Below are 12,912 nucleotides of genomic sequence, written 5' to 3'. Positions count from 1 at the left end.
GGCTCAAACAGTAGAAGGCTCTATACGGCACCTTAAAATCAGAAATAAAGAGCTTTTAATTGCTTGCTCAATGCTTTCTACAATGCAAATTCCATACTTGTGTTCAACATTAAAAATATCACTCAAGCTCACTGACGTAAGGAAGGAATTTCGCTTTGGCGAAAGTTCCTTTAAATTTACACTTATCAAAGGGCTGATGAGCCCGAAGACCGATAGGTCGTAAAATATTAGCCATTCTATTTTTTATTAAGAATCTTTTATAATATTATCTTATCTTTAACTTGTAAATTAAATTTCCTCATTTATTTAGTATAAGTTCTTGTAACGTGCCGGGCTGCTGCCCTAAAAGATCTTTATGTGCTAAGTCCTAAAATATTTTAGAAATTCAGTTGACTGAATTTCTTCCTTTAGCAGTTCACATGAAGAACTTTTAATGCTTTGGGAGCATAGAATTTCCATCGTAGAAGGCATTGAATAAGCCTTAGAACGGCTTTATTTATAAATTTAAAATACCGTTAAGAGCCGCCTACTGTCTGAGCGACAGCGAGTTTAGACGGCTTAGGGATTTTAAATTTATAAATATTAGCCGCTCTCGGCGGAATGAACGCCTTCCTAGATGAAAATTCTATACGACCCAGAGCATTAAAAATATCACAAATTCCTTTTATATTAAACTTGTTCAAACTGCATATTGTAAAGATGCATATATTCCCCTTTTTTATTTATAAGTTCATCATGATTTCCTCTTTCTTTTATTCCTTCATCAGTAAGAACGATTATCTCATCCGCATTTCTTATAGTACTCAATCTATGGGCAATTACAATAGTTGTACGGTTCCTGGAAAGAAGCTCTAGTGACCTTTGTATTAGTCTCTCACTCTCATTGTCAAGAGCAGATGTAGCCTCATCCAAAATTAATACCTGAGGATTCTTTAAAAAAACTCTAGCTATTGATATTCTCTGCTTTTGCCCACCTGATAGCTTGACTCCTCTTTCACCTACATAAGTATCATATCCTTCTTCAAGTCCCATTATAAATTCATGTGCATTTGCCATTTTAGCTGCTTCAATTATTTGTTCATCAGTAGCCTTAGGATTGCCATAAGCAATGTTTTCCTTAATTGTTCCTACAAACATATATACATCTTGTTGAACAATACCTATATTATTTCTAAGTGATTTTATCTTAATATCTCTAATATCAATACCATCTATCTTTACCGACCCTTCATCTACTTCGTAAAATCTTGGTATTATACTACAAAAAGTAGTTTTACCACTTCCTGAAGGCCCTACAATAGCAACTGTTTTTCCCGCTTCCATACATATATTAATATTTTTAAGAACTGCATTTCTGTTATCATAACTAAATGACACATTCTCAAGAGTAATTTCTCCCTTTGGATTCTCTAGATCTTTAGCATCCTTTTTATCTATAATATCTGGATGGGTGTTAATAACTTCTAAAAATCTTTCAAAACCAGTTATCCCCTTTTGATACTGTTCTGTAAAGTTTACAAGCTTGTCTATAGGATTAAGAAAAATGTTTATATATAAAATATAAACCATAAGATCTTCAGCATGAAAACTTCCATTACTTATAAATATTCCTCCAAAAATCACTACTGAAAGATACAAAATTCCCTGGAAAAATCCATTCATGCTAAAGAATCTTCCCATAATAGTATAACTATTCTCCTTTGTCTGTAAAAAAGCATCATTTCCTATTTCAAACTTCTTATTTTCTATCTCTTCGTTAGAGAATGATTTCACAACTCTTATCCCTGAAAGACTATCTTGAATTTGAGCATTTACATTTGCTATTTTTTCTTTATTCTTTTTGAATACTGACTTCATTTTTTTATTATAAAAATATGAAGAATATATCATAAACAGAGTTATACATAATAGTATGGTCGTTATCCTGGCATCAATGCTCATAAGTATCATAAAAGAACCAATAATCTTAAGCAAGGATATAAATAAGTCTTCAGGCCCATGATGGGCAAGCTCTGATATATCAAATAGATCTGTAACTATTCTAGACATAAGCTTTCCAGTATTTGTGTTATCATAATAAGAGAAGGATAACCTTTGTAAGTGATTGAATATATCACTTCTCATATCCGCTTCCATTCTTGCACCCATAATATGTCCCCAAGAAGTTATATAGTATTGACAAAAATATCTTATTACATACATCAAAAGTAATCCTGTACCAATTAAAATTACATACTTTAATATCTCACTTCTTCCTTTTGTATATACGTTATTTATCATGAAACTCACGATAATAGGGAACATTAAATCTATAAGTGATAGCGTAAACGCACAAAACATATCCATATAAAACATTTTCTTATAAGGCTTATAGTAACTTATAAATTTTTTTAAAATTTTCATTATTTATATTCTCCTTTCTTTATTTATAATTTTATATACAAACTAAGATAACATCTTATTTGTTATTTATCAACATAATTATCATACATATTTTTCATCTGTATTAATTTCAAAAGAATTTACAAATTTATATTCAGTATATTACTTTATATTAAAGGTAAAAATATAGTTAGTCTATCTTTGCATGATTTATAGAAATCTTTGATTTTGTTATAAATCAGCACATCTCAATTCATTGAGATGTTTCCTTGCATGATTTGTAAAAATCTTTGATTTTGTCATAAATCAGCACATCTCGATTCATTGAGATGTTTCCTTAAATATATTTAGAGAAAGGATGGTGAATCCTGATTATTTCAGGAGAAATTATGGATAATAATAAGAGTCATTTAAAAACTGATGTTAAGAGTAATGCAGAACTTAGAAAAATGTATCCAAAAGATGGAGCTAAAATTGGTATGGAAAATGGAGAAAAAATGGGTGTTCATTCTGTTGGTAAAAAATACACAAAGCGCTCTAAGCTTTCTCATAATAATTAAATAAAATGGGTAGTGGAAGCTAAATCCACTACCCATTTTATATTTACTTTATATTAAAGCCACAACTTACACATTTTTCTTTAATCCTCAAGTCCTTAATATCATATCCTTCTCTTTTTATCGCTAAGTTATCGCACTTAGGACAATAAGTATTATTATCTACACCGGGTATATTACCTATATAAACATAATTTAAATATTTATCTCCTATCTTCTTAGCACTTAAAACTCTTTCAACGGGAGTTGGTTCTTCTCTAAATTTATATGAAGGAAAATATCTAGAAAAATGTACTGGAATATTTTTATCAACGGATGCTACCCATTTACATAACTCCTCAACTTCTTCTTCTGAGTCATTATAGCCATTTACAAGCAGTGTAGTTATTTCTACATGAGTTTTCTCACTGCATAGCTTTATATTTTCTAGAACATCTTTAATATCTCCCTTACAAACATCCTTATAGTATTCATCCTTAAATGCCTTAAGATCTATATTCATAGCAGATATATAAGGTAATAATTCTTTTAAGGGTTCTTTGCTAATATATCCATTACTCACAAGTACTATATCTATGTTCTTATCTACAGCTTTTCTACTTACATCCCATATATATTCATACCATATTGAAGGTTCATTATAAGTAAAGGCAATTCCTATGTTATTTTTCTGTGCAAGAGCTAAGTTAATTAAATCTTCAGGCTCCAAATATCTAGTATCAACATTGTGTTGAGAAATACTATAATTTTGACAAAAACCACATTTAAAATTACATCCAAAGCTTCCTACAGAAAGTATATAACTTCCTGGTTTATAGTGATATAACGGCTTCTTTTCTATAGGATCTAGAAAAATTGAACTTATTTCTCCATAATTTGAATTATATAATTTCCCTTCATATGCTCTTCTAGGCCCGCATAGTCCTCTTCCACCATCTTTTATATGACAATTGTGAGGACACAAATTACATACAACGTAATTATCATTTGTTTTTTCATAAAACATGGCTTCCTTAAGCAAATTCTTCGCCCCCTTAACATTTCAAATATTACCTATACCTTATTACCTCAAATTTTTGCAAAGAGTATTGTTCCCCAGAATTTATTCCTGCTTTTCTGAGAACCACATCTAATTGTTCTTCCACAGTATTTACTCCTTCAAGGTCTGGAAGTAATAAAGCTCTCTTGTATCCGCTTTTAACTATTACTCCATACTTTTTAGGATCCAAATCCTCTCTCTTAGCATCTTCAGCAGGCATAAGTACATCTACAGAATATACAATCTCTGTTACTTCCTTTTCCTTTACGGGAGCAAATCGTGGATCTCCTACCGCTGCTTCTACTGCATTTTTTATTATTTCCTCTGCCACATTATTTGTTGTGGGCATTGTTGTACCAATACATCCTCTAAGATCTCCATTTTTCTTTAACGAAACAAATACGCCTCTTTTTTCTTTTAACATTTCTTCAGGCAAATCTTCAGGTATATCAATATATCTCTTATCCCGTATATATCCTTCAAGACTTTTTCTTGCAAGTTTTACATATACGCTTTCCTTATCTCTTATTTCCTTTAACTTCTCTCTCTTTATTATTTCCAATTCCTTTAAGATATCCTTTTCTTCATCTCCCACAGTTTCAATTTCCATTACTCCATATCCTATGCCAAAAGGTCCTTCATAAGAAAGAAGCTTTCCTTGTATTTTTTTATTATATAATGTTCCAAGCAAAATATAAAAGGATCTAAGCCCACATTCTCCAGCGGCTTCACACATATTATTATCTAAATTAAAGATTTGTTCTACATCTCCATTTTGCAGAAGCTTTATTATCTTATCATCAAATTCTGGCCCCTCCTTTGCATATCCATAGGGACTTTCATTACTTAATTTATGTGATAAATCTCCTGATGCTATTAAAACTGCATCAAAAGAAGATTTCTCAACGGTGCTTTTAATTATCTTACCTACCTTGTAAAGTTCTTCTGAAGATAACAAACCATATGTTATATGTACTAATTTATAATTATTATAATTTTTATTTACAAAGTATAGTGGTACCATAACACCATGATCTAATTCCAATTCTATATCATACACTCTAGAATTCGTTTCATTTATGGCTACAGCCGTTATGTCATCATGATCCAAATTCTTTAATAAATTATTTGATATTTCTCTATGTATATTTAATTTAAAACTTACGTTTGGAGCATTAAAATTCCCCAAATCGCCCTCTATGCTCTCTGAATTTATTACTGCTACAGCATCTCTAAAAAGTGGACCATGAGGAGTAATAATTATTATAATTTGAGGCTTTTTTTCTGCTACATCCTTTGAAATTTCAATACATGCATCTATGGTTTCCTGAATCTTTTTTTCTTCTCCTTTTCCTACCTCTGCTACAGCAATAGGTGGATGCGGCATTATATAATGTGATAAAATTTTTCCCATTTATATATTCTCTCCTTAATATAAAATTCACTATTTAATAATATATTTCTCTAAACTACCTATATTTAAACACTATAATATCAATTCATAAAAAGATCTCTCGATGGATTGAAATATAATAATTATAATGAACCCAGCCGTTCTATAAATCATGAATATTATACATACATAATAAATCTAATAAAACAAATGCTAATTATAAAGACTTAATTTTTGAGGTGATTAAATGAAAAGATTCACATTTTATACCTTAAATATAATTTTATTAAATATAATCTTAAGTATTGTTATACCTGTCCACGCTCATTCTGGCAAGTTAAAGTCAACTACTGCACTTTTGCTTGCTCCAAATAACATTAATGTAAATACTAAAAAAATAAATTATGGCAATAATTATATTGAAGTGAACTTAGATATACCTGTTTTAAATGATTTAAAAGATAAGGCTGTTCAAGATAAAATAAATATGGATATATTAAACTATATTTGTAAACTGAAAAATAGAACAGAAGGATTTGCTAAGACTGATATGAACAATAACATCTTAGTTAGGCCATATACTGTGCAAACAAACTATGATGTTCACTATACTAGTTCCTCATTTTTAAGCCTTACGGTTATGTATTACGAATATACTGGCGGAGCTCATGGTATTTCCTGCAAAATCCCATATAATTTAAACTTAAAAACCGGCGAAAACATAACCTTGGAGAAATTATTTCAGCAAAACGCAAATTACATTCACTTAATTAATAAGGAAATCCAACTACAAATAGACAAAAAAAATTCTGTTCCTGGAGCTATTTCAATAACAGAATTTAAAACTATAAGCAATACTCAACCTTTTTATATTGATGATAATAATCTTGTGATTTACTTTCAACCTTATGAAATAGGCCCCTATGTACTAGGTATTCAGGAATTTACAATTCCTCTAAGTAAACTACCACATTTTTAATGATGAACATAAGTATGAGATTTGCATTGTAGAAAGCATTGAACAAGCAGATAGAAGCTCTTTATTTCTGACTTTAAAACACCGTTAAGAATTTTCTACTGTCTGAGCGACAGCGAGTTTAGAAAATTTAGGTGGTTTAAAGTCAGAAATATTAGAGCTTCTTTGTGCAGTGAACGGCTTTCCTAAATGCAAATCTCATACGATGTGTTCAACATTAAAACTGTCGTACTTTTTCTAATATGCGTAAACCATTTTACCTATTTTAGCTTTTACAGGCTTGGACAATAACCATTTACTTGTACAGCTTGTATCATAGAAAAACAATGCTCCGTTACTTGGATCTTTTCCATATAAGGCTTCTTGCACTGCCTTTTTATTAGTATCTGTTGCAGGTTTATTAATTTGTCCATTTTGTACTGGAGTAAATTGATTATTACTGTATATAACTGAAGTTATTGTATTTGGAAACTTTGAACTTTTAACTCTATTTATAACTACTGCTGCCACACCCACCTGTGCATTATAAGATTCTCCTCCTGCTTCTGCTCTAACAAGTCTTGCAAGAAGATCTAATTCTTTTGCATTATATGGTATAGCTGCCTTTAGGTCTCCTCTACTTGCAGTAACTTTATCTGATGCTTTTGCTACATTTTGTGATTGTACTTTTGATGGTGTACTATTTGTTTTAACATCAGCACCTGTCTTATTTGAATTACTTACATCTTGTACATTATTCTTATTTGCCTTTTTAGTTTCATCTGCATTATTAAAGCTTATAGTTTTTAAATTTGTATTTTTCTTATTTTCATTAATCGCCTTATGTGCATCGTCTTCATTATTAGATAATGCCGCTTTTTCTTGACTTTCATATTTCTTTTCTTGATTATTAGCTATTTTAGCATTAGTATTATAAACCACAACACTTAAACCAAAAACTAAAATCATAGATAAAGCAAATACCTTTAATTTTTTCATAATTTTATACCTCCATTTTGCCTCCGAGGTTAGTTGACGGGTTCGGGTTAGAGGTACCCTACTTTAAAAGATTCACCCCATGGGATATCCCCCGTACTCCTTAAAGGAGATTCGGCATCGTTGTAAGTTACATTTTATAGGCTATCATACAAGTTGTCTATATGAAATTACTGGCATATGCTCTTAAGGCATTGATTTTACTGACATTACTCTCAATGCATTTTCGTAATAAAATATAGCAAAAAACTTAAATTTCATATAAGTTTTTTGCTAAAATAAAAAGACATTTATATAAATGCCCTTTTAAATAAATCATCCTTATTAAAATATTATATGGTATTTTAATAAAAAACTTATTATCAAAATCCACTGTATAATCATAAGCGTTGGGAAGCCGTATCTGAATATATTATGTAAAGTTTTATGATGAAAATTTTTCATTCCCAGATATGCTCCAGTAGCTCCAAATAAAAATGCCCATCCGAATAACACTTTTTCAGGCACTCTCCATTTATGCTTTCTTGCACAGTACTTATCCCACCCCATAAGTGAGTAGCTTATTATGTTTACAACTATAAAAATATAAATATAGTACATATGTATCTCCTTACATGATTTGCCTGTGTTCTAATAATCTTAAATTTTATTATAAATCAGTCCATTTTAAACTATTAAGAAGTCTCCTCTATCTATTTATAATTATATCACTTTTTATAGGAGTATATCCTAGCTGATTTAAAATTTATCCACATTTACGATAATCTATAATTTCTTAAAATTAAAAAAGCGTGTGTAATCCATCAATTACACACGCTCTTTTACTTATTCCATCATCGCAACTAATTTTTTCCTTAAAATTAGTAATACGAATCCAAGTACTATACATATAGCTGCTATTCCACCAAATATTTCTAGATGTCCAAGTACTTCAACATAAGAAGCCACATATCCTGCTGCTATATTTGCTATAAAACTACCCATTAACCATACTCCCATTAATAAAGAAGCATATTTCACTGGTGCAAGTGAACTTACCATAGATAGTCCTATTGGAGATAAGCATAGTTCTCCAAGAGTGTGAAGAAAATATGCTCCTACAAGCCACATTAAATTAGCTTTTACTAAAACATTATCTCCAGCTGCACCTCTTTCAAGCACTGCTCCTACCATAAGTAGGAAACCTGCTCCAAGAAGTATCATACCTAAAGCCATTTTTGTAGGTACTTTTAAATCTCCTTGTTCCCTCTTAGAAAGGTTTATCCAAACTTTAGATATAATTGGTGCTAACATTACTATAAATACAGGATTTAAAGATTGGAACCAAGATACCGGTATTTCCATTCCAAATACATTTCTATTTATATAATCCCTTGTATAAATAGTAAGAGAACTTCCTGCTTGTTCAAATCCAGCCCAAAAGAACACAACAAATGCTGTTAATATAAATATAACTGCAGTTCTATTCTTCTCTTGTTTTGTAAGAGGTCTATTTACATCTTCATTATTTTTAGCTGCAGATTTAGTTTTTGTAACAGGCTCCTTACCAATATCACCAAGATATTTTTGTGCTAATACAGTAAATAAAATTCCTCCTAAAATCATGCCTATAGCTGCTGCAAGGAATCCATACTTAAATCCATAGTGCATTATTTGCTCTCCTTGTCTTTGAGCAAATATATTCTCAGCTAAACTACCACATACAAGTGGTGCTAAAAATGCACCTACATTAATTCCCATATAGAAAATAGTAAATGCTGAATCTCTTCTTTCATCTCCATCTTCATATAGTTGTCCAACTAATGTAGAAATATTAGGCTTAAAGAATCCATTTCCTATTATAAGAAGGCCTAAACCAATGTATAAAAAAGTTCTAGTTTGTGATGCAAAAAGTGCAAATTGCCCCATTGCCATAATAATACTACCAAGTATTATAGCTTTTCTCTGACCTAGATACTTGTCAGATAAATATCCCCCTATTAGTGGAGTAAAATAAACAAATCCTGTAAAATAACCATATATAAGAGCTGCTGTATTTTTGTCATATCCTAATCCACCTTTTAGAAGTTCAGTAGTTAAGTATATTATGAGTAGTGCTCTCATCCCATAATAGCTAAATCTTTCCCACATTTCCGTCATAAAAAGCATATATAACCCCGGAGGATGTTTTAGCTTTTTAGGTTGATTTTGAAAATCTCCTTTCTTAATAGCTTCTTCTTTTTTTAACTGCATTTTACCAACTTCCTTCATTAGTATTTCGACATATTTCTTTATACAAAGAAAATTTTATCATCTTATTTTAATTTCAACAAGTTATTTTTGCATATTTTTTAATATAATTAATTTTTACTAATTTTCAACTATATCAAATTAATCTATTATTTTATAAATTAATTTGATTAAATTTTTGTATAGAAATTATTCTTTTAAGCAATTAAGGCAATGCTATTTCAAAGCATTGCCTTAATAATTATGATAATTTTTTGATTTTTAATTTTAATCTGTCATTTGATTTTTCCATTGAATTAATTATTTTTTTAAAGCTAGATTTTACCTTTTCAGCATCCTTTGAATCTACAGCCTTTTCAAGTTCTTCCCACATAGCTTTCTTTTCTTCTCTTGTCTCTTTGTGCTTTTCTTTTACATCTTCTCTTTTTTCCTTACCTTCTTCTTTATTTTCTAATTTATTTTCCTTTGTTTCTAATTTATTTTCTTCAATATGCTTTTTCTTTAAGGGTTTAAGTTCATCTAATAATTCTTTTCTTTCTTTTACAACCTTATCCCATTCTGCTTTTACTCCTGGAACTATTTTATCTGCTTTTTCTACAAGATTATCTTGCTCTTCTAACCTGTTATTTGTTTTTTCCTCTTTCTCTTCAGACTTTTCTTTCTTATATTCTTTGTTATCTTGTTTTTGATTTTCCATTATATTATTAGGTGCCTTGTTTTGTTCATTTGAAGGTGTTGTTTTAGCCAAAGCTGATGAAGGCATCATAGATGCTGCAATAGTTAATGCAACTATAATTTTTCTAGATTTCAGCATAATATTTTCTCCTTTCTCTAATACTATTTTATTGGTATAATTTGTAGATTTTAAAGCATTACATTATTAGTATTAGAAAAAAGCCTATGATAAATTCAGTTAAAAGTTTCCACATAATAAATTTTTAAATTTAATTTTTAAACATGAATAATTATGTATAAAGAGATATGCTAATCTTATTACTTAACATATCCCTTTTACCTATATTATAGTATTTTTTATCCAATTAGGAACAAATAACTTTATTGTAACTAATGGATTTACTACTTGACTTATTCTTATATCACAAGCAGCACTTACAAGTCTATAAGCATCCTTGAAATCTAAATTAAATTCATTTTTTAAATATTCTACTCCATCATATACTGCATTTTTGATAGCCTCTTCAAAGTCTTCAGCACTAGATATCATATAAATTCCTTCTTCTCTTTCTATACGTGGCCTATTTAGCTTCATGTTCTTTATAACATTTACCTTTAGATGAACTTTTCCTGCTATTTCTACGCCTGTACCACTTAATTCACCATCTCCCATGACTGCATGTAAATCCCCTATAGCAAGATTTGCGCCCTTTACAAATACAGGAAGATATACTTTAGAATCAACTTTTATTTCCTTTGTATCCATATTACCTCCATGCGTTCCTGGAGTTGCACAATGTATTTTATCTTTTTCAGTTGCTACTCCTAGAACTCCAATCATTGGGTTTATGGGTATTTTAAATTTATCAAAAAAGTTTGCATATCCATTATCTATTTTTATTATTCTGGTGGTTGCTTCATTTATCATAGAGCCAAGTATTCCAAGTCCCGGAGAAGTTACCATTACTCCTTGACTTACAACCTCAATATCTAATATTTGCACACATAAGCTATCGCCTACTTCTGCACCATTTATTGCAATAGGACCTACAGAAGCATCCATAATTGATATGTTTATATTTGGCCTTAAATCATTTATAGTTTTTATTTGTCCGCTATAACAATCCTCTGTTTCCACCCAAAATTCTTCTCCATCTTCTATAAAATACTTTGGAAGATTATCGGGACTAAAATAATATATTACGTTATCCTTTTTAAAGTTTTTCACCTTTTACCACCCCGCTGGAAGTACATTAAATAAATCTGCTACAGCATATAGTGCTGCTCCACAAAATAATACTATAAGCAGTATTTGAACTACTGGATGAGCAATAATTCCACATCTCCATTCAGGTTCTCTATCTCCAAATTTTCTAGCATTATTCAGCATCATTACAGGAACTACAGACATTATAACTCCACCAAAAGCTCCTGCTAAATATACTGCATTTACAAAACTTACAATGCCGCCATAAGCTAACATAAATGGAGGAATTGTAACTATCGCAAGTACAATAAGTCTTGTTTTAGTATCCCATTCAGATTTTAATTTAAACTTATCTACTATATTAGTTAAGCAGCTTTCTGCCACTGCCCAATAAGAAGTCATCATTGCACATAGAGCAAATATATTTGCCATAAAAAATGCCCATTGTCCTATAGCCTGACCCCAAGCTACTGTAGCAACTTCTGTTACCTTTTCTGGTCCTGTTAATGCAAGTACCGCAAGAGGAACTATTGAAAGTAGTACACAAGTAATAAACATTCCAAGCGAAATTGCTGGCGCTAACTTTTTAGGCTGAGCAGCAAGCCCTCTTGCAAGTTCAGGCACAGCATATTGGGCAATATAGCAAAATATAGCTACATTAAACACTGGTATAGCATAAGACCAATTTGCTGATACTATATTTGAAACTTCTGCTTTGCCAGTTAAAAAACTTGCTATAACAAGAATTAATACCATAATTACCATTCCAACAGATATTACCTTTTCTGCAACACCTGTAACCTTTAATCCTAACCATACTATTATAACTGCGGGAATAAAAAATATTAAGCTACCAACAGAATTAGGTATTCCAAAGAAAGAATTTAAAATCCTTCCACTCCCAGACATGTATGCTATGAGGCATCCTAAAGAATTGATTACAACAGATGCAAAAATTGCCCAAGAACCAAAGGATCCTACATACTTTTCAGCTAATCCACTTAACTGAAGTGCAACCTTTGTTCTTAAAGTAGTTTCTGCTACATAAAGCATAGAGATAGTTGTAAATACTCCAGCAATAATTAACCAAAAGAAAAGAATAGGCCATCCAGCTTTACGCGCTGCATAAGCTAATGAAAGTATACCCGCTCCAACGTTTGCTCCAACTATGATAGCTACGCCTTCCGAAAATGTTATGCTCTCAATCTTAAGTGAGCTTTCCTCAAAACCATTATTACTTTTGTTTTGATTCATAACTTCTCTCCTTTTATTATTTTTACTTAATTTTATGCAGTAGAATTTATAAATATTATTTTTATAGTCAAAATGTTTTTTAGAATATAAAAAGACCAGTGATAACATAAAATGTACCCTATCGGATAGACACTTGAAAAAAGTCTACCCGGTAGGGTATTTTATCTATAATAGAGTAAATAAAGAAATGGGTGGGTTTAATGAGTAATAAGATATTTACACAAG

11 protein-coding genes and 1 riboswitch are annotated in these 12,912 nt (G+C 30.5%); of the genes, 2 read left to right on the top strand and 9 right to left on the bottom strand.

Features of this window, described 5'->3' with window-relative positions; genetic code table 11:
• Positions 1–669 precede the first annotated feature (669 nt).
• Positions 670–2,403: an ABC transporter ATP-binding protein gene (locus tag CRN98_RS17050; protein ID WP_097028609.1), complete on the bottom strand. Its 1,734-nt coding sequence runs from the start codon at positions 2,401–2,403 to the stop codon at positions 670–672.
• Positions 2,404–2,771: 368 nt separating this feature from the next.
• On the opposite strand from CRN98_RS17050, the gene CRN98_RS17830 reads away from it, so the two are divergent.
• The gene (locus CRN98_RS17830) at positions 2,772–2,942 is read left to right on the top strand and encodes a hypothetical protein (protein WP_097028608.1); all 171 of its coding nucleotides are present in this window, start codon (positions 2,772–2,774) and stop codon (positions 2,940–2,942) included.
• Positions 2,943–2,985: 43 nt separating this feature from the next.
• Here the strand turns inward: CRN98_RS17830 and amrS are convergent, their stop codons facing one another.
• Positions 2,986–3,960, bottom strand: a complete 975-nt coding sequence (gene amrS, locus CRN98_RS17040; protein WP_207653607.1) for an AmmeMemoRadiSam system radical SAM enzyme — start codon at positions 3,958–3,960, stop codon at positions 2,986–2,988.
• 28 nt (positions 3,961–3,988) lie between these two features.
• Entirely contained in the window at positions 3,989–5,392 is a 1,404-nt protein-coding gene (gene amrA, locus CRN98_RS17035) for an AmmeMemoRadiSam system protein A (protein ID WP_097028607.1), read from the bottom strand.
• A 226-nt stretch (positions 5,393–5,618) separates the two neighbouring features.
• Between amrA and CRN98_RS17030 the strand changes: the two genes are divergently transcribed.
• Positions 5,619–6,350, top strand: coding sequence for a DUF3298 and DUF4163 domain-containing protein (locus CRN98_RS17030; RefSeq protein ID WP_097028606.1), 732 nt, complete (start codon positions 5,619–5,621; stop codon positions 6,348–6,350).
• 234 nt (positions 6,351–6,584) lie between these two features.
• Here the strand turns inward: CRN98_RS17030 and CRN98_RS17025 are convergent, their stop codons facing one another.
• The 6 genes from CRN98_RS17025 to CRN98_RS17000 all read right to left on the bottom strand — a co-directional run bounded on the left by CRN98_RS17025 (position 6,585) and on the right by CRN98_RS17000 (position 12,687).
• Entirely contained in the window at positions 6,585–7,325 is a 741-nt protein-coding gene (locus CRN98_RS17025) for a cell wall hydrolase (RefSeq protein ID WP_097028605.1), read from the bottom strand.
• Between the two features lie 3 nt (positions 7,326–7,328).
• Positions 7,329–7,452: riboswitch (cyclic di-AMP (ydaO/yuaA leader) on the bottom strand.
• Between the two features lie 194 nt (positions 7,453–7,646).
• Positions 7,647–7,922 (bottom strand): DUF1294 domain-containing protein, encoded by a 276-nt coding sequence (locus CRN98_RS17020; RefSeq protein WP_097028604.1) that lies wholly within the window; start codon positions 7,920–7,922, stop codon positions 7,647–7,649.
• A 225-nt stretch (positions 7,923–8,147) separates the two neighbouring features.
• Positions 8,148–9,554, bottom strand: a complete 1,407-nt coding sequence (locus tag CRN98_RS17015) for a peptide MFS transporter (protein WP_097028603.1) — start codon at positions 9,552–9,554, stop codon at positions 8,148–8,150.
• Positions 9,555–9,792: 238 nt separating this feature from the next.
• A complete protein-coding gene (locus CRN98_RS17010; RefSeq protein WP_097028602.1) occupies positions 9,793–10,365 on the bottom strand; it encodes a hypothetical protein in 573 nt (190 codons plus the stop codon).
• A gap of 201 nt (positions 10,366–10,566) precedes the next feature.
• Positions 10,567–11,454: an acetamidase/formamidase family protein gene (locus tag CRN98_RS17005; protein ID WP_097028601.1), complete on the bottom strand. Its 888-nt coding sequence runs from the start codon at positions 11,452–11,454 to the stop codon at positions 10,567–10,569.
• Between the two features lie 3 nt (positions 11,455–11,457).
• Positions 11,458–12,687, bottom strand: a complete 1,230-nt coding sequence (locus CRN98_RS17000; protein WP_097028600.1) for an aromatic amino acid transport family protein — start codon at positions 12,685–12,687, stop codon at positions 11,458–11,460.
• Positions 12,688–12,912 lie beyond the last annotated feature (225 nt).

It is taken from the genome of Clostridium peptidivorans (genome assembly GCF_900205925.1).
GTDB classification, from domain to species: domain Bacteria; phylum Bacillota; class Clostridia; order Clostridiales; family Clostridiaceae; genus Clostridium_AK; species Clostridium_AK peptidivorans.
Note: the sequence above shows the minus strand (reverse complement) of the source record. Positions and strands in the feature narration are given on the sequence as shown.

Coding starts and splice junctions, on each gene's coding strand:
- CRN98_RS17050 (WP_097028609.1), bottom strand. CDS start 2,403: ATGAAAATTTTAAAAAAATTTATAAGTTACTATAAGCCTTATAAGAAA.
- CRN98_RS17830 (WP_097028608.1), top strand. CDS start 2,772: ATGGATAATAATAAGAGTCATTTAAAAACTGATGTTAAGAGTAATGCA.
- amrA (WP_097028607.1), bottom strand. CDS start 5,392: ATGGGAAAAATTTTATCACATTATATAATGCCGCATCCACCTATTGCT.
- CRN98_RS17030 (WP_097028606.1), top strand. CDS start 5,619: ATGAAAAGATTCACATTTTATACCTTAAATATAATTTTATTAAATATA.
- CRN98_RS17025 (WP_097028605.1), bottom strand. CDS start 7,325: ATGAAAAAATTAAAGGTATTTGCTTTATCTATGATTTTAGTTTTTGGT.
- CRN98_RS17020 (WP_097028604.1), bottom strand. CDS start 7,922: ATGTACTATATTTATATTTTTATAGTTGTAAACATAATAAGCTACTCA.
- CRN98_RS17015 (WP_097028603.1), bottom strand. CDS start 9,554: ATGCAGTTAAAAAAAGAAGAAGCTATTAAGAAAGGAGATTTTCAAAAT.
- CRN98_RS17010 (WP_097028602.1), bottom strand. CDS start 10,365: ATGCTGAAATCTAGAAAAATTATAGTTGCATTAACTATTGCAGCATCT.
- CRN98_RS17000 (WP_097028600.1), bottom strand. CDS start 12,687: ATGAATCAAAACAAAAGTAATAATGGTTTTGAGGAAAGCTCACTTAAG.